The sequence below is a fragment of the Bradyrhizobium sp. NBAIM08 genome (assembly GCF_020193935.1).
GTDB classification, from domain to species: Bacteria; Pseudomonadota; Alphaproteobacteria; order Rhizobiales; family Xanthobacteraceae; genus Bradyrhizobium; species Bradyrhizobium yuanmingense.
The window spans coordinates 1-19,695 of the sequence record NZ_JADYVR010000028.1 but is presented as its reverse complement, the minus strand read 5'-3'; the positions used below and the strand labels follow the sequence as shown (position 1 = coordinate 19,695).

Here is a 19,695-nt window from a genome sequence, read left to right as displayed (position 1 = left end):
ATCTCATCATGGCCTGGCTGCAACAGCAGTCCGCTCGCGAGAGGCCGGATACATTTATGCAACTGGAAGCGTCATTTTCGCTGTTACGACCCTTGCACGGACGGTGCGGACCATACATTCTTTCTCACGAGGTCCTTCAAGGCCGCGTTGTCCAGCATAGCGTCGGCCGGCAACCGTTTCAGCCGCGTGTTCTCATCCTCCAGAGTCTTCAGCCGCTTGGCTTCCGAGACCTTCAGCCCCCGAACTTGGCGTTCCATTTCTAGCTGCTGGCGTCGTTGACGCCATGCTTGCGGCACAGATCGGCCACCGACACGCCGGCCTCATGCTCCTTCAATATCGCGATAATCTGCTTCTGTATTCGGTCTGCTTCTGTCAATCCCTTAAAAGCGCGTGCCGCGGGTACCTTGCTTCTGTTCGTGGTCGGCAAAGCCGCGACACGATGGGATTCGGTTGAATGGTCGGCTCTTCGGCGTAGTCACCCGCCTGGAGGCGGACGCTACGACAGATCATACGAACTCGACCATCCCCACGCCGAGCGATGCGGGCCCGTCGACCAGGTCGTGAAATTCTTGCCCGCACTCACGATCCACCGTGAGACGGTGGATGAAGGTCTTGAAGTGTTCGAGCAAGCTTTGGCCGAAACTCTGGTAGAGGTGAGCGTGCCGACGAAATAAGCAATTCGATCTCAGTAGCACCAGAATGCATCTCGCCGTCAGGTAAGTTGACCGCTGACTCTCACCGCCGCCGCAAGCAGGAATTGCATCGCGCTCTCGACTGAATCCTCTGCCGCTACCGTCTCTTGAATGCTCTGAGGTGTTCCACTCATGGTGTCTCAGGATGGCTTTGCGGTCGGATCTTCTTCGATCATGTCGGGACACGTCAGCGAGTCGAAATCAGTGCTGGCTCGATCGGCGTGCGCAGGATGGGCTGTGATCTGGCCGCGAGATGACCGCTCCAGCTTTGGCTCACTTCGCGAGAGACGTCGGACAGGTTTTAGCTGGTCCGGCGGACCGGCGAAAGAGCGACCTTTCGCCTCCGATGTTCCTACCAGATTCGGTCGTCTCTAGTGATTTGATGATGTAGTACAAACTCGAATAGCGAGCCGGAACGCCACGGCTCGGTTCGTCGGCATAGGAGGCCGGGCAACAATGAAGTGCATAGTGGATCAGTTGCAAGCATCTCGCTTTCTCCAAGTGTATGACCGCGCCGCCATTCGAAAGGGCGTTAAGATCTCGATCGGCTTCGATTTTCATGAGTATGTCGCGATCACGGAGCGCACTCCGACAAAAGGCAGGACATATCCGATTTTTCGGCCTGACACATCACCCATCAAAGCAGGCGAGGGATATTGGATCGTGGGGGTTGACAAGAACAACGACGTCGTCCTCGTGGAGGCTGCTCGACTGTATGACCTATCGAGCAGCAATCTAAAGGAACATCTTGAATCTCTGAGATTTTTCTACGCTGATCCGAGCAAACATGCACATCCTGATGATTGTTGCATTTGCAAAGCGCCGATTGCGCGCCAGATCACTGGAAGGGTGGTCTTTCGCGGGGACATTTGGGTGCGCGGAGACTTTAGGAGGCAGGGTATGCCCAAGATCATGGAAGGGATAATGCGCGGTGTCTCCTTTGCCATGTGGGCTCCTGATTTCATGTGTGGTCTTGCGGGAACGTGGTCTGTCGAGAAGCGTGTCTACGACATAACGCGTTGCGAACCAGGTGGTTCGATATTGCGATTGGTAAACGAAAACATTGTGGACGACGATTGGCTTTTCTGGACGCCAGGTGAGGAGTTAATCAAGTTAGTCAATGGGTACGACGGAAGCGCAGTGGTATTTCCTTCGTGATCGTTGCTGGCACAAAGCCCTGCTCACTACGTTAGCGACTTAGGAGCAGCGATATGCCGCAAGCATCTAAGGAAGGCCAAGTAGTCCGACGGACGTCTCCGAGGCCATGCGGCTGAGCGCTAATGGCGGACGCCATGTTGGACAACACGGCGGGCCGACGTTGGGATGGAAGTGGGCACTCGCGAAGAGGCGGAGAGCTGTCGTCCATTTGAAGGAACTTCGGGATTATCGAATACGGCTGGCGTGTAAAGTCTTCGAAGGCTGCCGCATGGCGGGCATCACGGACGGTTGACGGTGCAGCAAAATCGCGCGGGGGCTTGGTGAGATGTGTCGGTGCACTACCGTCTTGACCGGGGAGCGCCTCGTCGCCTAGCACACAAGGCAAGCCCGTAAAGACGCGTTTTATCGAGGGCTTATGTATAGAGGGCCGAAAAATGATTGCGGCAGCACTTTAGATAAAGGTCGGTTGCGTTCATGTGCACCGGCATTCGTGTGACCGATGGCATGAGTGCTGGTCCTGAAGGAGAGCGCGAATTGACGCCCCATCAATACGTGGCGTATCTCACCCACCTTGCTCGGCGTGAGATGATTCTGTCGTATATAGTGAGGGTCCCAATATGCTTGACTATATAGTTGACGGCTCAGAGCCGGGTGGATAACCAGTTGGAGCGAGGCGGCAGCGGCGGTGGGGCTCTGCGGTCAACGGTCAGACGGACTCAAATGCGCCGACCATAGGCGCGTTGAGGCGGGGCGCAGGCTCGACCTCCCACCGCAACACCTGTTTGCTGGTCGCAAGGCGCGAGTGCCGGTCTGCTGAGCTTGCCGGAGGAGGGGCGGCGATCTTCGTTCCGGTGATGTTGGAGCTGCGCACGTTGGATCTGCGCGAAAGTGGCAATGCAGGATTACAATCGACATCGAGATTGATGATGCGCTGGTGCGCGCAGCGGTGGGGATCTATCCGATCGGAGTGCGCGGGATGGGCTGTCGGCGTACATGATGGCGGCTCGGTGGTCGTGAAGATCCGCGACGCAACTCGTAAAGATGCCGCTGGGTCTCCTGGCTGGTGCGCGAGCAACTCCACTATGACCCGTTCGAGGTATTGACTTTCGTGCTCAGAGCGAGTGGACCGTTTGAAGAGTTTTGCGTGAGGCGGGTCCGAGAGTAGGTCTCGGTTGTCTGAACAGCAATTCCGCGTCGATAAGTGGAGCTTTTGCCAGAGTTAGGCTGCCGCGCGGAACGGCAGCTGGTTGAAGTAAGCTTGATCCGAAGTGCCGCGTCAAGGCTCGACTGGGGACGCCGGCCATTGTAAAAGTCGAGGTATCGGCCGATCGAGGCGCGGGCGTCGGACACGGTGTGGTAGGCGCGCAGATAGACTGAGACGATTCCGACTTTGAGACCGAGCGGACGCAGAAGTCCGCGGATGACTTGCTCTGCGGCAGCGATGGAGCGGATGATATGCTTGCGAGCAGCCGCCAGCGTCCGCGCCCTTTGGCTGCCGATGCTCTTGACGTGAACAGGCTTGAACCAACCCGTTCTCACCACCTGCGCGATCCCGCGGGCGTCGTTGCGATCGGTCTTCACCGGCATGGCCGAAAGTGCCGCTTTGACCTGGCGGGCTTCCATACTGACGGCCGGCAGCCCCAGTTCGATTAGATTTGCGGTCAGTCATTCTGACGTCGGTCCTGCCTCCAGGCCCACCCGTTCAACTTGACCAGCCCATGGTTCGAGGTACTGCACAATCGATGGCGCGTCCGCGAACGTCGTTCCCTCCCGGATAAGCTCTCCGGTCCCATCCACCGCACATACCGCATCGGAATTCAGCGAAACATCGAGGCCGACGTAGATCATGACTTTTCTCCTTCGGATGCAGTTGGTCCATGATCGTCAGTCAAAACGTGCCGCGCGGCAAATAGGTCAGGCGATCGGGACCGAATACTCCATCTCTTCCGAAAAGCGGCTGCGCTTCATGCTCTGGTCTTTGTCGTGGGCCAGAACGAACTTCAAACGGGATTAGGCCCGAGGGGCAAGGTCACCGACCAAGGCTCGCAGTTCACGGGCGCCGCGTTCACCGGCGTGCTCGCCAGTCATGGTATCGCCATCAGCATGGACGGTCGGGGTGCCTGGCGCGACAAACGTGTTCGTCGAGAGCGGGAGTACACCCGACTGCATCGTCTGGTTCTGAAGGTCGTGCGCAGTGACCCGGCTTGTCGGCTCTTGATGACGATGCCGGGGATCGGCCCGGTCTCGGCGTTGACCTTCCGATCGACTGTGGACGATCCCAGGCAATTCCTGCATTCCCAATCCGTGGGCGCCTATCTCGGGTATTGCTGCAAGCCATCGCAATGCCTGGCACGACGGTCAAACCCTCCGGAGAGTCATCGATCGGACCAAGACACCCGCCGGATGTCAAATTGAGTGAACCTATGTAGACAACAGGTGCCGCCGGCAACAAGCGCAAATGAACAATCGCTCAGATTCACGGCGACCTTGATAATTCGTTCACTGGGCTGGCTGTGGAATGAGTTTGGGGCGACCGCACTCGCCATCCACGACGCGTTCGTGAAGCCAAGCTTCTTGGTCGTTCACAGAGGACCACAAGCGCCATGCCGTTGAACTGGCGGTATCGAGTGGTCAATCGATCGGGGCGGTCGCCAAGGAGCTCGGTCTGCGCGACTCGGTGCTGCGGCGCTGGGTGGATAAGCTCCGGCAGGAGCCGGCATCGGCGGCGAGGCGCCCACCACGCAGGCGACACCGATGCCGGCGGACCAGGCTTCGGAGATCGCCCGGCTGCGTCAGGAAAACGAACGACTGCGGATGGAGCGCGACATTTAAAAAACTGTCCCGCACCGTGGCGCGCCTGTGCGCAGCGTAGAAACAGCCTTGTGCCATGCTCGGCGGCCGGGAGGGTAGCGGCCGCTCGATTATTGGAGGCACAATCCCCGTTAAAAAACATGGTCCATGGGTGCTTGCGAACTTGAGAGCGGTGCCGCCGCCTGGCGGCGATCCCGATTAAGAATATGACGATTGGCATCGCCCAGCGCTCAAGAAGACGAGCGGCGGCCGACCGGAACTGAAGCTGGTCAACCTCGGGGCCGCCGCCATCGACATTGGATCAAAGATGCACATGGCTGCGGTGAACCCAGCTTGCACCGACGCGCCGGTGCGCTCTTTCGGTACATTTACGCAAGACTTGCATCAGCTGCCGAGCTAGTTCGGAGCCTGCGGCGTGACGAGTATCGCGACGGAATCCACTGGGGTCTATTGGATCCCGGTTTACGAGATCCTGGAGCAGCGCGGGTCTGAGGTGATCCTGGTCAACGCGCGGCACGCCAAGAACGTGCCCGGGGTGATCCGAGTCATTGTTGCAGGCGAGCGGAATCCTGACGTCTTGGCAACCTATCGGGACGTGCGATGCCATTCATCCATCGCGACGATCCGTGCGGCACTGGTGGGCAACGACTGGCACGAAAATGTCTTCGCGTGACCCAATCGCTGGAACTTTACGACGTCTACCGGGCCAAGATACTGGACTGTGACCGCAAGCTCGAGGTCCTGATCGCGGCACTGAACAAAAAAGGCGCAAAGGCCACGCATCAAGACCAAACAGGTCAATGCGCCTACCTTCGATGTCAGGACTGCGCTGTAGGGCGTGCTCGGCGTCGATCTGATTGAGATCCACGGCTTGGGTCCATCACTGGCATTTGAACACAGCGCTCGGCGCATTCTATGCGTCGGCTAGCCTCCCGAGCGGGCAAGTCCAAAGCCGTAACGGCGACCGCCCGCAAGATTGCGGTTTTGGTCCACAACACACTCCGGCATGGCATGAGCTACAAATATCCGGGTGCCGCCCATTATGAGCAACAATATCGCAGCCGCGTCCTCGCCAACCTACAACGCAGAGCCAAATCACTGGGCTTCGTGTTACAGACCATTCCAGAGGACGCCAATCCGGCTGTTTCTTAGGGAGTCGATCGCGATCTTTGCTGGAACTCGGACATGACCTCCCGCTTCATCGAGGACCATCGCGACGGTACGGCTGATGTGTGCCGTCCTCGAGGTGTCGCCGGCCGGCTATTACGCTTGGGCGCGCGTCCGGTGAGCACCCGCGCAACCTCCGATGCTGCGTTGCTGGCGGAGATCTGGCAGGTCCATCGCGAGAGCGGCCAGCGCTATGGCAGTCCTCGGGTCCACGCCGCCCTGCGGACGCACTAGGGCATGCACATATCTGGTGCGACGGATTGACTCGGGTCCGCCGCGGGGATTCCAGAATCGGGAGTCTGTGTGATTCGTATTGCGGCACTCCATGGTTTGGACGGGGGTGCCGCGATGTTGTCACGGATTGACTGGACGCTGGGCCGGTTCGGGGATCGTCGTCTCGATAAAGGGGGGCGGCGCTCGCTGAACGCATGGTTGCAGGCAGAACTGTCTGCCTTCGGCAGCTCTCCAGGGGGAACCGCGCGCTGGAAGTGCGGTTCAACCGCTTTCTTGGCCATGAAAAGGTAACGGCGGAGCGGATCATCGAAAGCTGGAGCGAAAGCACGGTCACTGCGGTAGAAGGCCGCCACGTGCTGGCGATCCAGGACACCAGTGAGATCCACTTCAACACCACATCGCAACGCCGGCGTGGGCTCGGAGAAATCGGAAAAGGTAATAGCCACGGCGTGCTGCTGCATCCGCTGCTGGCTGTGGATGCCGACGACGGCAGCTGTCTTGGGCTTTTGAGCGGACAGATATGGACGCGCAAAGGCCGCCGCACGACCTCGCACGACGAACGTGAGCTGTCGGACAAGGAATCGCAGCGCTGGATATCCACTGCCGTGGCGGCAAGGCCGCTGCTTACCAAGGCCGCGGCGGTGACGGTGCTGGGCGACCGCGAGAGCGATATCTTTGCCCTTTATGCCAGCTCGGCTGAGCAACACTTCCACGTCATCGCGCGCAGCATGCATGATCGCAAGCTTGCCGACCGCAGCAGCCTATATGAGGCCAGCGATGTTATGGCCGTGGTGGACCGGCGTACGATCCAACTGCCTGCGCGCGCCGCGCGGCCAGCTCGCCTAGCCCACCTCGAACTTCGCTTTGACGCAATCGAGCTCGCCCGCCCGCAGAGTAAGTTCCTGCACCATCTGCCGAAAAGCTTGCCATTGGCGGTGGTCGATGTGCGCGAGGTCAATGCCGAGGCCGGCGTAGAGCCGCTGCACTGGCGGCTTCTCACCTCTCACGAGGTTACCGGCACCGAGGACGCCTGGCGCATCGTCCAATGGTACAAGCAGCGCTGGATCATCGAGCAGTTCTTCCGTGTCCTGAAGACACAAGGCCTCAAGCTCGAAAACAGCCAGATCGGATCCGCCGATCGTCTTCTCAAGTTGGTTGCGATCGCCGCCAAGGCGGCCGTCATCACCATCCAGCTTCTGCAGGCCCGCAACGGTAGTCGCCAGCTTATTGTCGCGGCCTTCGATAACCGCCAAATAGGCGCGCTCATTGCCCTCAACCAGCAACTCGAAGCCGCGAGCAAGCGACTAAAGAACCCGCATCCGCCCAACAGCCTCGCCTGGGCCGCCTGGATCATCGGCCGTCTCGGCGGCTGGGACGGCTACCCATCGTCCAAGCCGCCGGGCCCGATCACCTTCAAAAACGGCCTCGAATACTTCCACGCCGTCTCAGCAGGATGGAGCCTCAGAGATATGTGCATGCCCTAGTGCGGACGCAGGGACGTGGGGTCAGCCGGGGCCGGATCGAACTGCTGATGCGGCGGCATGGCATTCGGGCGATCACGGCGCCGCCACGTCGGGTCCGCACCACCGACAGTCGCCATGCTCTGCCGATTGCGGCGAACCTGCTCGCGCGCGACTTCACCGCCGCAGCCCCAAATCGGATCTGGCTGGCTGATATCACCTACATCCCGACCGCGGAGGGCTGCTTGCATCTGGCCGCCGTCATGGACCTCTTCAGCCGCAGGATCGTCGGTTGGGCGATGCAGGATCACATGCGGGTCAAACTCGTCTCCTCCGCGCTAACAATCGCGGTCCGCCAGCAGCGGCCCGCTCCGGATTGATCCATCATTCCGACAGTACGCTTCACACATCTATCGCAGCCGCGGGCCTTCCCGCATCGATGAGCCGCAGGGCCGAATGCGTCGACAATGCCCCGATGGAGAGCTTCCTCCACACCCTCAAGACCGAGCTCGTTCATCATCGTCAGCATAAGACCCGCACCTACGCCCAACGCGATATCTTCGCCTTCATCGAGGGCTCTACAATCGCACCAGGCTCCATTCATCGGATATATCCCTCCGATCGAGATGGAGCTAAAAGCCGCTTAAACCCTTCCACTTTTTCGGGGGAAGATCAGATCTCGTCAGGAAGACAGCTTTCTGCCACGCACACGTTGCGCGGCGTCTAAAAGAATGGGTTTTCTCATTGATAGTGGGCCTTCATCTTTCCAGTAGATCTGGCTTTCACTTAACCTATCCGCCCATTCGAGGACCTCCTGCCAGTTGAGGTATGCATAAGCCTCCGAGCAGTTCGTCTTCTTCATTGAATGCTCCTTTGTGCGCATCTGCGATGATGTCGTGGTGACTGAAGGCGTAACGCCTGCTCCAAATTTGTTCACTTAGCCGTAAGCAAGACGGCGAAGCCGTCCGGAAGGGAGGCAGGTGCTCCGAGCTGACTCAGCTTCAGTTTCTGCCCGGCAGCATGCACTGCGTTCTGATGGGCATCTGACATGTGCGCAATGCGATCGAGCAGAGGAAGAGCTTCCTTCCACTGTAATTGGCCGTAAAGGGGAGAAGCTGCGAGCATGGATGGTGAAAAAAGAGAGCACGCGGCGGGTCTCACGATGTGAAGTGCACTTGGTCTTTCGAGCGCGCCTGCACTCACACGCAGCAAGCCGCGCGAGATGGCTGAACACTAAAGGGCGGGCTTCGCTGTAACATCTGGTTGTCCCCACGTTGATTTGCAAGACATGCGAGGTCTGCCGCCCAGTTGCGGGTACAACACGGAGGCTTGGTAACATCAAGCCAATCGGTGGTCCTGCACATACGTCAAACGCAGCTCGATCTCTCTTGCATTAAAAGGACTAAACCACCGAATGTGCGACCCGGGCAGCTACCAGACTGGATAGTCCGGAGCACGACGCGCGCGAGATGAGACACGCAACTGCGACGGTAGCGACGAAGGAATATCAAGTCGCTTAGGTACCTCTCAGCGAGGGCAATCGTCGCCGGTTCGGCACGTTAGTTTGCCACCATTAGGAATCCGGATGAACAGGCGTCTGATCCAGTTAGCGTCATAGCCACGGTCGGCAAGCAGCATTGCCCAGATTTCAAACGAGACAACAGTCTTCCGGCAAGTTCGGCGTCGCGTGTCCCGTCGGGGCTCAAGCCAGACGCACCGGCTACAGAACCCCATGCTGGGCGGCGGCGATCAAGGTGAGACCTCTCATCCTGATTGTCGCGCCATACCATGCTGATGCACGCGGACAAGCGTACCCATTCGGCGTAGCTTACGATTACCCACATCTTTGAGTCAGAGCTTCGCTCCCGTTGCGATATCAATGAATCGCGATAGTCCGCGCCACATGATCAGATTCCCTGGTGGCGGATCGTTGGCGCGGGCGAGATAGCCGCCGAGCCTGGCGATCTTGATGAGATAATGCGACAATGTCTTTCGTTGGGTGCTGACTGGATTTTTGTCTTTGACGAGCCGATCAAGCAATTAGCTTTGGTCAACCCAAATTCCGGTGAGACATTTGGCGCTGAACGATTGAGCATCGTCATCCAAAAAATGCGCCAGCTCACAATGCAGAACACCGAGATCAGATTCGTCAATCGCTGAGCAGTCCGCAGTTGCGAGTCCTCTGCCCTACAGCCGGATTTGAGTATCTTGTGGAAGACCTCGATCTTGCATCGCAAGGAATACCAATCGAGCTTCTCGATCGCATCGCCGCGCGATTGCACCGGAAGATCGGTCAGGAGTTTCCATTCAATTTTCTTTCTGTTCTTTGGCGCTCCTCTTTCATCAGCGTGGATCACTGTCAAAGTCAAAGCTGGATACCGCGACTGCTTGCCTATCGGTGGCAAAATACGGATTTTACGATACCGGATTTCAAGAACAGCCTGGTCTGGATTGCCCTTACTATCCTGGACTTCGATCCGGTGGAGACCTTTGACCGCGACCTCGTCCATTATCGTTGCAACGGTATGATCGCCATCGCCTGCCAGGCGATTGACACAGGTCCTTACCAAGAAATGCGTTCCAACCTCTTGGGCGGCGCAAAACAATTCATAAATATCGGCCTCACGATCACCGATATGGATGCACTTCGATGGCTTCTCAAAAAGCTCCGTGGATTGCTTGAGGTTTTCCAGCCACCGAATGCTCTCCTTGGTTTCAATGGGGATCCGTGTCAGGTTGACCTCGCGCCTGAGCGCAGCGACCCCTCTGAATTTCTTTCTGGTCCAGAACTTCACGGCGCTGAGCCCCAGTGGAAGCCCCTCAAGGGTCACCGCAAGGCTCGAATGCATCAATATTCCGCATGTCGTGTACGTTTGGGGTTTTCCGTCCAATCTTCGAGAGTTGCTTTTGGGGATGCGCTTAATCATCCCGATCAGATCCGGGCGCTCCCTTTGATAGGTGAATTCGGTCGTATCATGCAGAACAAGAACAGGCCCTTTCGCAGCCGCGATACGTTCCCGCGTCGATTTAAAATGACCAGACAGGATGTCGGCCTCGCTTACTCGTTCATTGGAGAAGAAACGATAGGCCGCCTTGGTATTCGCGCAGTCTTGGCAAACCATCGGAATGCTCTGTCCGATGTCTCCACCAATCTGCTTCAGCAGCATGCGAAATCTCTCGCCAAGTCGAGCGTCCTGGAATTCGCACAGCGCAGCTTCACGATCAAACCAACTCACCGCGTCAGACGCCAAACGATGGGCGTTCTCATCCCGGGCGCGTGAAGTCAGTCCCATAGAGCACCTCTTCTCGAATCAGGTGCCCATCAAAGAATCACAAGTGATTCTGGCGACTCAAGTTTTTCGGCTCAGTGCACCTCAAAAAATGTGGGTAATCGTAAGCTTCACCGGGGGCTTACCTTGCGGGTAACTCCCGGGAACGTCGTCGTCTGCGCCGCGGCCCGACCCGCCGCAAGCTCGTCCTCGGTGGAGGCGGCTTCCAGATCTGCGAACTTCAGCGCCACCTGCTCGATCAGCCGCGCCGAACGTTCCGACTGTTGCCCATAGATCTGATGCTCAGCCGGGCGATCTTAGCTTCTGCTGTGGGATCAGCGTCTCGTCTTCCGACGCTTTCGAGCGAGCGACCGCGAGCTCAGCGGCGACCTTCAAACCCTTCGCGCGATCGGCTCCCAGCGCCTCTCTCAGGTTGCGACGTCACCCGCATCGGCGTCGCGGTCGGCATCTATGCGACACAGTGAATCACAGATTAGATGCGTTGGAACTCCCAAAATACTTTGCGGCCGCCAGCTCAAGTGCGGATTCCGCCAATCGATCCCTTCCAGCATATAGGCCCATCTTCGCAAGTGTGTTCCTGATCTGAGGACGCAGAAGATGCCATTGAAGACAGAGGAACGCCACGCGGCTTGTTCGCCAGCAATCGGCTCGATGACAGTCCGTTAATAGTGGGCGATTTCGCTTGCGCTTGTTCGAGCCTTCAGTTTGAAAGCCGGAATCACAGTGGTTCGGCCAAACGCAGCGCTCGCCGCCGGCCCCGGCGCGGCGCTGATGGGCAGAAGCAACATCAATTCTCCCACATTCTCATAAACTGCTAAACATGACGTGCTGGCAACGTTCTCCTCAAGGCATGCATTCACCATTAACATGCATCGCACATTGAAGGCACGATACAAAGTTTACGTGCGACTCTTTGCAAATTGGCTAGCCGCAGAACTAAACGCAGTCAAGCTTGCGCTGTATCCATCCGAAGATGCGATCATCTGAGACCACGAAAACTTTCCACTTCCCCGAACTCTGTCGAGATCGTACGCGGCAGAACCAACTGGAGGTCCACTCGCACGGTCGCACCAGCAGCCTTTAGTTCGATCGCCTCCGATGTGCAACGATACGGTTTCCACCGTTACCTTTCGGCCATCCTCAGTAAGCATAGTCGAGCCCTGCGATCAGCTGAAAATGGCTAGAAAGAAACGAGGGTACGAGCGCACGTTGGATTCGAGTGACGCGGCGAGGATGCGCACCTACCACGGCTTCTTGCAACGTGAACAACCAAGCGACCGTTTACAACTCAGTGAAATGCAGCTAGCGGACTGTTTCCCGAACGACACAACTGAGAGCTGGCTCCGGGAATCTGGACAGGGCGATAGGTGGAGTTTCTGCCTGACGGCGGGCAAGATTGTCCCGCGAATCAGGAGAGACGATGAGCAGACGAGCCCGCCGGCAGCACGCACCGGCATTCAAGGCCAAGGTGGCGTTAGCGGCGATCAAGGGCGAGATGACGCTGGCCCAGCTGGCTGAGCATTTCGACGTGCATCCGAACCAGATCACGCAGTGGAAGTCTCAGCTTCAGGAAGCGGCGGCCGAGGTATTTGGTCCTGGCGATGGCAACAGAACGAGCGAGCCCGCGGTGGACGTGAAAATGCTGCACGCCAAGATCGGGGAGCTGACGCTTGAGAACGATTTTTTAGAAGGCGCGCTCAGCAAAGCCGGCCTGCTGAGCGCAAAGCGATGATCGACCGTGAGCACGACCTGCCGATCACGAAACAGGCGGAAGTTTTGAAGATCAGCCGTGGCAGTGTCTATTATCTACCACGTCCGGTGTCGCCCGCCGACCTCGCGATCATGCAACGGCTTGACCGGCTGCATTTGGAGTTTCCTTTCGCCGGTTCGCGAATGCTGCGAGACCTGCTGGCTGCCGAGGGGTGCAAGATCGGCCGCCGGCATGTCAAAACGCTGATGCGGCGGATGGGGATAGAGGCGCTCTACCGCCGGCCGCGTACCACCAAGCCCGAACCCGGGCACAAGATCTATTCGTATCTGCTGCACGGGATGGAGATCACACGCTCGAACCAGGTCTGGGCGATGGGCATCACCTACATCCCGATGGCGCGCGGCTTCGTCTATCTCGCGGTGGTTCTCGACTGGTTCAGCCGCCGGGTGCTGTCGTGGCGCGTCTCGATTACGATGGAAGCCGCATTCTGCGTCGAGACGCTGGAGGACGCTCTCGCTCGCCACGGCAAGCCGGACATCTTCAACACCGACCAAGGCTCGCAGTTCACGGGCGCCGCTTTCACCGGCGTGCTCGCCAGTCATGGCATATCAGCATGGACGGCCGGGGCGCCTGGCGCGACAACGTGTTCGTCGAGCGGCTGTGGCGCAGCGTCAAATGCGAAGAGGTCTATCTGCGCGCCTACGACACCGTCTCCGACGCCCGCGCCTCAATCGGCCGATACCTCGCCTTTTACAATGGCCGGCGTCCCCACTCGAGCCTTGACCGGGGTACCCCGGATCAAGCTTACTTCAGCCCGCTGCCGTTCCGCGCGGCAGCTTAACTCGGCAGAAGCTCCACTTATCGACGCGGAATTGCTGTTCAGACAACCGATGCCAGCTCTCTGCTCCAGATGCGCATACCGAGAGTTGGCTGAGTTGGTAGCTGTTTACTGGGCGAACTGATTCGCTGGTCGCTCGAGGCCGAGATTCTCTCTTAGGGTTTTTCCGAAGTATTTCGATCGGAATTTCCCTCGCCGACGCAATTCAGGAACTACCAGGTCAACAAAGTCTCTCAGACCGCCAGGCGCAGTCGCTGGTAACACATTAAATCCGTCAGCCGCGTGTTGATCAAACGTATCTACCATGGCGTCAGCAATTTCCTCCGGCGTTCCAACAACCATGAGATGTCCTTTGCTGTCTGATATCAATTGGATCAGTTGTCTCCAGGTAAATTTCTGACGTGCGGCAACGTCGACGAGCAGCTTCTGACGACTCTGGATGGAATTCGTCCCCGGCAAAGTCTCAGGGACCAACGCGTCAAGATTCACCGAACGTAGATCGGTGACTGAGCCTAACCAAAGATCGGCCGCCCCAACTTGAACGTCAATGTGCGTGGTCGCCCTTAACCTTTGAAGTTTCTCAGAGGCTTCTTGCTTAGTTTTTCCAACTATCGGAACAATGCCCGGCATGATTACCACTTGATCCTCATTCCGCCCGAGTGCCCGCGCTTTTTGCTTGAGACCTGCGTAGAATCGCTTACCGTTCTCAAGAGATGGCTCGGCGGTGAACACGACTTCGGCAACTTCGGCAGCGAAGGCTATACCTGTATTGGACGCGCCAGCCTGAACCAACACGGGATACCCTTGCCGGGGCCTTGCAATGTTCAAGGGCCCTCTCACCGAAAAATAGTTTCCCCGATGATTGAGCACATGTAGCTTCGTAGTATCAGCGTAAATACCAGTTTGCCTGTCGCGAACGAAAGCATCGTCCTGCCAAGTGTCCCAAAGGCCTTTGACTATCTCCACGAACTCGCTCGCTCGAGCGTAACGCTTGTCGTGATCTGGCAGTCGCTCTTCACCAAAATTGTGAGCTTCGGGAGCCATGGCGGAGGTAACAATGTTCCAGGCTGCGCGCCCTTTCGATAGATGGTCAAGTGATGCGAACATTCGCGCAAGATTGTACGGTTGATAGTAAGTGGTCGTCGCTGTCGCAACAAGACCGATGTCCCGAGTTCGGGATGAAAGGGCCGACAACAGCGTAATCGGCTCGAGGCCATCGTTACGACCTACACGTGACATGGTTGCGTGACCATCTATTATGCCTTGATGATCAGCGACAAATACGAAGTGAAAAGCGGCACTTTCGGCGAGTCGTGCAAGTTCTTCATAACGCTCGACATCCCCTACTCCACTGAGGGGTACGCTTGGATCGAGCCAAGCGCCTTCATGGTATCCCGCCCGAGTGAGATACAGTCCGAGCTTCATTTCCTCGTCGGCCCGCATGCGTTGTCTCCCTTCATTGCCTGTTCTAGCGTGATGCATTGAACTGTTTGAACTCAATCTCGACCTTTCGCCGTTCCTCGATGTCGATAGAGTGACGCAAGCACTCGCTACAGCTCCACTCGTATGAGCAAGCCCCGAACTCAAGCGGAGCGCCGCAAAGAAATGCATCCACTTTGTTCGCAATTCCGTGAGAAAGGGCCCTAGAGGAGAGAAATACCGCTTAGTTCACGCAGTGTTTTTGTCGTAAATTCACCCTACATAAGAATTGACGAGAACAGACCTACCAAGTGTGAGGGCGTCCTAGTCTAGTGCAGTGCCGCGCCTCTAGACGCGCATTGCTCAAAATTGCAATGTATCAATCTATTTTCTGCTTCGCGGCACTCGGGAACGAGCACCAGGTCACACGAGAACATGACCTTCGCGGTGATTCCAGCCGGTTGATCGCAACATGTGATCGGGCTTGAGCAAGCGTTGTCAGATAGATTCCCGAACAATTGCGATCGATCCCAGCCCGGGCCCCAACCCAGGTAGATACCACCAATGTTAATAGTTGATATTGTTCGCGGAGCGGCATCGGATGCCCAAAGATCGCAGCGATGATCACTGGCATTGTCGTCCTTCAGTACGCGCTGGCGTCGGACGCAGGCTCGACTGACGAATGCCGGCACGCTCTCATTGCTCGGTTGGAAGCCATATCTTCGCCAGGTGATCGACCAGCTGAGCAATAGTCTGCCGTCGCTCCAAATCGGTGAGCGCTATTTCGGCGCGGAAGCATTGAAACGCAGGAGCCAAGCGACGGAGTATAAAGCGAGCAGTCGCTACACGCAGGCTCGGAAGAGCTTCAAACCGGTGGGGCGCTCTAAGCTCTGACGCGCACCGGCCAGTTCTGAAGCGCCCTCCTCGATCGGAGTGGCAAAGAGGGTTCGTCTCGATGATAGAGGGCATCTTTGATAAAGGCTTCCAGAGATAAGATAGCTGAAACAAAACCGACCCCGCATTCTCCACTCGGAGTTAGGAGACAGGCAACAGACGTTCATGAGCTTACTGACGAGCTGCGCGAACTTGCAAGATTCGCGCTGCCGATAATCCTGACGCAGGTTGGGCAGATCGCAATGATGACGACTGATCTCGCCCTAATCGGTCGCATTAGCAGCTAGGCACTCGCAGCGGCGGCACTGGCGGACAGGGTCTATCTGGTTAGCTTCACCTTTGGCGCAGGCCTCCTGGCGGCGGTCGCCCCCCTAGCGGCTCAGGCGTTTGGGGCAGGCAATCTACTTGCGATCCGAGGTACGGTACGCACGCGCTTATGGATGGCGTTGCTGCTTTCGCTTCCGATCACAGCCCTCGCATTGTGCGGAGAACAACTGCTGCTCGCCTTTAAGCGGCCTCCCAACGCGGCGCGTCTCGCCCAGCAATACCTTCTCGGGATCGTATGGGGCATTGCACCGGCGTTTTGCTTTCAGGTGCTCCGTAGCTTCATGAGCGCGGTCGCGGCGATCCCCGTAAATGCCGGCTTAGTTTATCTACTGATCTATGCGACTACCGCATGTTTGAACGTCTTTGGCACTTCGACTGGCCGTTGATGCGTCAGCTGCTGGTGATCGGGATACCGATCTCAGTTGGTTCAATGATAGGAAATGGCCTGTTCGTGGCCGCGGCGCTTTTGGCCGGCCTGATTAGCACCAGCGCGCTCGCTGCCCATCAGATCGCTGTTCAAGTCGATGTTATCCTATTGGTGTTTCTTTCGGTATCAGCATGGCTGCGGCCATACGCGTCGGCCACGCGGTCGGCCGTAACGACGGATCCGGCGTCAAGCGTGCCGGTCTGGCAGCGCTTTTACTCGGCATGGTGACCATCGCAACTTTTTACGATTGCGGTATTTGCCGCGCGTGTTGAGATCGCCGAACTGTTTTTAGCCGAATCGGGCGGCGACGCCGATGAAGCGATTGAACTAGCTGCCAAACTCCTCTTGGTTGGAGCGAGCTTCTTTCCCGCGCGACGAAACTGATAGGCTGGTGGTGCTGACTCGCGAATTTGTCACGAGTGGCTGCGAAGCGGTCATCTCGTTTCACGTCGGAGTGAGAAAAGGCCTCCGGCGGGCATGCCGGAGGCCTTCTTGGAGGTTAACACATAGATGAGCAACAGCGCGTCTTTTCTCCTTCCGTTAGTTAATAGAGAATTAGAAATTGCGCTGAGCTCGGACCACTAGCGTGAACGCATTCTGGTCCTTCAGCTCATACGTAGTACCCGGCTTGGCAATCGAATTCTGCACCGGCAAAGTGACCGTGCTTCCGCTTGCGTACTTCTGGTCCAGCATCGTGTACGCGAGTTCGGCTGAGAAGGTCAGGCCCTTGACCGGAGTCCAACCCGTCCTTGTACCGACAGTGGCGAAGTTGAAATCGGGGTTGCAGCCAGCAAGGCCTGTCGAGAGCGCAAGACCTGGAACGACAGCACCGCAGATATAACCCTTGGCCGTACCGTTGTAGCGCACAGCAGACCAGGACCCGAAGACGCTGCTGGCCCACTGCGGGTCCCAGTTGTGGGTGTAACCGCCGTTGAAGCCGAATGTCGTAGTCAGCTCCTGGCCGGATCCCGGCACAAACACCGAGTCAGACACACCAGCGAGCCCGACGCTCTGGTACGCACCCGCGAGACCCGTGCTTCCGTACATCGCGTAACTGGGCGCATTCGTGTAGTCGTGGAAGTTGTAACGGCTCGCACCCTTCGTATACACAGCTGTCATGTTGATCGTATCGCCGGCACCGGTCGGAATGTTCTTGATCGACAATGCCAGCTGACCGGCCCCGCCCCACTTATCATCCGGATGGCCAGTGAGCTCGGTCGCGCCATAGTAAGCAACATGGTTATTGTGCGCTGCGACCGAGGCTTTGAAATAACCCCAACTCTGGTCAACAGTAACGGATCCGATGAGGTCTGGAGCCCTCGCCCCCCCGAAATCGTTAGCGCCGTACGCACCGGCAGCAAGGCCTCCAACTGACGCGGCGCTCACGTTCCAGACAGCGAGCTGGTTGCGGGAAACCTGATCCTCGGCCGACAACGAGGCCGAGATGCCTTGCCCGAAATCAAATGTATAGGCGATCTGGTTCACGGGATCCCAACCGCCAGCACCTGTTAGCTCGAAGGATTGCGCCGCATATTGGCCCCAAGGAGTACTGAACTGAGACGTCGCTTTGCCGAACGTGAAGCCAGCGAATTGAATGAACGCGTAATAGAGACCGGGGGTACCCTGAGCGACCTGATTACCAATCCCCGTCGTATACGTCGTGCCGCCCGCCCCGTTACCGCTATAGGCACCCCCTGTATAGGTCCAAGCCAGCTCGGCGAACGTACGGAGCACGCCGTACTCGGTCGCTGTACGCGTGTCGATCGAGAGATCTTGGCGGACGCGCGCGCTGTAATATTCGCTCAGGCGGTTGTGCGCGCCACCCACACCACTGTCCGGCGCTGCATAATGGTAGCTCGTGTTGAATGTCGTTTCAGCGCGCAGGTAGCCACCCAACTTGATGCACGTGTCAGTGCCCGGAATGTAATAGAAGCCGGCGCCATACAGAGAGCAGACCTTGACATACTCGATCGCCTTGGCCTTGACAGGAAGATCAGCCGCCTGCGCCACACCCAAGGTGATCAGACCCGCCGCCGAACCGAGAAATAGGCTCTTAGCCATCCTCATAAAAGACCTCCAATTGTTTCACGTGAAGAGTGGCCGCTCACCCCAGAACTTGGCCATCTTCGCCCCCAATCATTCGCGATCGACAGGGCCTTCCCGAACGTCGGCTGCTAGATTTACCGCTGACGTCGCGGCGCGGACCATTCCGCCGCTCGCAAATCTACGTTGACAGATTGCGTTCGATATCGGCGTGAAAACTTAGTACAAAACGTACGAACGCATCGGCGCTCTCGGTCAGAGTGCTCTAATCGCGTCAGAACCGTACGAATGGTACTAAAGATGAAGTTCAAGGTACGTTATGTACGAACTACGACTCTGTCGGTCGGTTAACTCGCATATCAAGTCGTCCGTGAAGAATGCGAATTGACCTGAGAAATAAGCAGAATTGGTCTTGATGTAGTATTCGATTTTGCAGGAAAGCGGGGTATTGGACCTCGCTTTCTTGCGTTTTGAGTTTTGCTTTTAGTTGATTCGTGATTCTCTGACGGCGTCGTCGACATTGGGGATTGCGATGAGCAAGCCGCGGGATGATCGCCAGAAAGACCTGTGCTTCCGGCGCTTGATCAGATCATCGACATGGGTCATCCGCTGGTGCGGTTGGCAGCGCTGATCGACTGGAACATCCTGAATGAGTGCTTCAGTTCGGTGTGCCAAGCAGGGTCGGGACAGCCGGGCTTGCCGACGCGGCTAGTCGCCGGCCTGTTCATTTTGAAGCACATGCACAACCTGTCAGATGAGGTGCTGTGCGCTCGCTGGATCGAGAACCCCTATTGCCAATACTTCTGCGGCGAGCTGAGCTTCCGCCACCGCCTGCCGTTCGATCGATCGATCGTCGATGACGCGCTGGCGGCAGCGGCTCGGCGAGGAGCAGCTCGTTGCGCTAATCCAAGAAAGTCTGTCGGGGGCGCACAAGACAGGCGCCCTCGGCCCAAAGGACCTGGAGCGCGTGGTGGTCGGTCGAGTAGCCCCGGGGAATTGCACCCCGAGGCTCTCACGAAACCGGACGTGAACCTCTCGATTCATCCGGCTTCTATCTTCCAGCCGCAGGTCGAATGCCGACTCGCCACAAATAGAGGAGGTTCGGATCGCGCTGTGCGAGCCGTCCCAACCAATATACTGAGGCGACTTTCCGGCCTTTCAACCGCTTGTATTTCCGCCTCGTCCAACGGGCGAGCGCGTCGTTAATGTGACGAAGGACATTGA

Annotated in this window: 12 protein-coding genes and 8 pseudogenes; 11 read left to right on the top strand and 9 right to left on the bottom strand. The window is 57.6% G+C overall.

Going from position 1 to position 19,695, the window contains the following annotated elements:
- Positions 1-113: 113 nt before the first annotated feature.
- Positions 114-376: pseudogene (locus I6F37_RS37985) on the bottom strand (transposase); the annotation flags it as partial.
- 784 nt (positions 377-1,160) lie between these two features.
- Between I6F37_RS37985 and I6F37_RS37980 the strand changes: the two are divergent.
- A complete protein-coding gene (locus I6F37_RS37980; RefSeq protein ID WP_225131455.1) occupies positions 1,161-1,850 on the top strand; it encodes a hypothetical protein in 690 nt (229 codons plus the stop codon).
- Positions 1,851-3,069: 1,219 nt separating this feature from the next.
- On the opposite strand, the pseudogene I6F37_RS37975 reads toward I6F37_RS37980, so the two are convergent.
- The 3 genes and pseudogenes from I6F37_RS37975 to I6F37_RS37970 all read right to left on the bottom strand — a co-directional run.
- Positions 3,070-3,224: pseudogene (locus I6F37_RS37975) on the bottom strand (IS3 family transposase); the annotation flags it as partial.
- A gap of 42 nt (positions 3,225-3,266) precedes the next feature.
- Positions 3,267-3,494, bottom strand: a pseudogene (locus I6F37_RS46120) (IS110 family transposase); the annotation flags it as partial.
- A 21-nt stretch (positions 3,495-3,515) separates the two neighbouring features.
- Positions 3,516-3,698, bottom strand: a complete 183-nt coding sequence (locus tag I6F37_RS37970) for a hypothetical protein (protein ID WP_225131453.1) — start codon at positions 3,696-3,698, stop codon at positions 3,516-3,518.
- 255 nt (positions 3,699-3,953) lie between these two features.
- Between I6F37_RS37970 and I6F37_RS45825 the strand changes: the two genes are divergently transcribed.
- The 6 genes and pseudogenes from I6F37_RS45825 to I6F37_RS37945 all read left to right on the top strand — a co-directional run.
- Positions 3,954-4,265, top strand: coding sequence for a transposase (locus I6F37_RS45825; protein WP_225131461.1), 312 nt, complete (start codon positions 3,954-3,956; stop codon positions 4,263-4,265).
- A 175-nt stretch (positions 4,266-4,440) separates the two neighbouring features.
- Positions 4,441-4,722, top strand: a pseudogene (locus I6F37_RS46115) (transposase); the annotation flags it as partial.
- Positions 4,723-5,076: 354 nt separating this feature from the next.
- Positions 5,077-5,334, top strand: coding sequence for a hypothetical protein (locus tag I6F37_RS37955; RefSeq protein ID WP_225131463.1), 258 nt, complete (start codon positions 5,077-5,079; stop codon positions 5,332-5,334).
- 512 nt (positions 5,335-5,846) lie between these two features.
- The gene (locus I6F37_RS46110) at positions 5,847-6,062 is read left to right on the top strand and encodes an IS3 family transposase (RefSeq protein ID WP_368736809.1); all 216 of its coding nucleotides are present in this window, start codon (positions 5,847-5,849) and stop codon (positions 6,060-6,062) included.
- A gap of 254 nt (positions 6,063-6,316) precedes the next feature.
- Positions 6,317-7,546, top strand: a complete 1,230-nt coding sequence (locus tag I6F37_RS37950; protein WP_225131452.1) for an IS4 family transposase — start codon at positions 6,317-6,319, stop codon at positions 7,544-7,546.
- A pseudogene (locus tag I6F37_RS37945) lies at positions 7,534-8,158 on the top strand (IS3 family transposase); the annotation flags it as partial. The gene I6F37_RS37950 and the pseudogene I6F37_RS37945, both read left to right, overlap by 13 nt.
- Positions 8,159-8,204: 46 nt before the next feature.
- On the opposite strand, the gene I6F37_RS37940 reads toward I6F37_RS37945, so the two are convergent.
- The 3 genes and pseudogenes from I6F37_RS37940 to I6F37_RS37930 all read right to left on the bottom strand — a co-directional run.
- On the bottom strand, positions 8,205-8,384 hold the full coding sequence (locus I6F37_RS37940; protein WP_225131450.1) for a hypothetical protein: 180 nt from the start codon (positions 8,382-8,384) through the stop codon (positions 8,205-8,207).
- Positions 8,385-9,429: 1,045 nt separating this feature from the next.
- Positions 9,430-10,815 (bottom strand): IS4 family transposase, encoded by a 1,386-nt coding sequence (locus tag I6F37_RS37935; RefSeq protein WP_225131448.1) that lies wholly within the window; start codon positions 10,813-10,815, stop codon positions 9,430-9,432.
- Between the two features lie 122 nt (positions 10,816-10,937).
- Positions 10,938-11,264, bottom strand: a pseudogene (locus I6F37_RS37930) (IS66 family transposase); the annotation flags it as partial.
- Between the two features lie 968 nt (positions 11,265-12,232).
- Here I6F37_RS37930 and I6F37_RS37925 point away from each other — a divergent pair.
- Positions 12,233-13,364, top strand: a pseudogene (locus I6F37_RS37925) (IS3 family transposase).
- A 105-nt stretch (positions 13,365-13,469) separates the two neighbouring features.
- Here the strand turns inward: I6F37_RS37925 and I6F37_RS37920 are convergent.
- The gene (locus tag I6F37_RS37920; RefSeq protein ID WP_225131447.1) at positions 13,470-14,804 is read right to left on the bottom strand and encodes an LLM class flavin-dependent oxidoreductase; all 1,335 of its coding nucleotides are present in this window, start codon (positions 14,802-14,804) and stop codon (positions 13,470-13,472) included.
- Positions 14,805-15,979: 1,175 nt separating this feature from the next.
- Here I6F37_RS37920 and I6F37_RS37915 point away from each other — a divergent pair.
- Both I6F37_RS37915 and I6F37_RS37910 read left to right on the top strand, forming a co-directional pair.
- Positions 15,980-16,387 carry an MATE family efflux transporter gene (locus I6F37_RS37915; RefSeq protein ID WP_225131457.1) on the top strand — a complete coding sequence of 136 codons (408 nt, stop codon included), beginning with the start codon at positions 15,980-15,982 and terminating at the stop codon, positions 16,385-16,387.
- A complete protein-coding gene (locus I6F37_RS37910) occupies positions 16,351-16,656 on the top strand; it encodes a hypothetical protein (protein WP_225131445.1) in 306 nt (101 codons plus the stop codon). The genes I6F37_RS37915 and I6F37_RS37910 overlap by 37 nt, the downstream gene beginning before the upstream one ends.
- A gap of 327 nt (positions 16,657-16,983) precedes the next feature.
- Here I6F37_RS37910 and I6F37_RS37905 read toward each other — a convergent pair whose 3' ends face one another.
- Positions 16,984-18,495: a porin gene (locus I6F37_RS37905; RefSeq protein ID WP_225131443.1), complete on the bottom strand. Its 1,512-nt coding sequence runs from the start codon at positions 18,493-18,495 to the stop codon at positions 16,984-16,986.
- Between the two features lie 508 nt (positions 18,496-19,003).
- Here I6F37_RS37905 and I6F37_RS37900 point away from each other — a divergent pair.
- Positions 19,004-19,447, top strand: a pseudogene (locus tag I6F37_RS37900) (transposase); the annotation flags it as partial.
- Positions 19,448-19,695 lie beyond the last annotated feature (248 nt).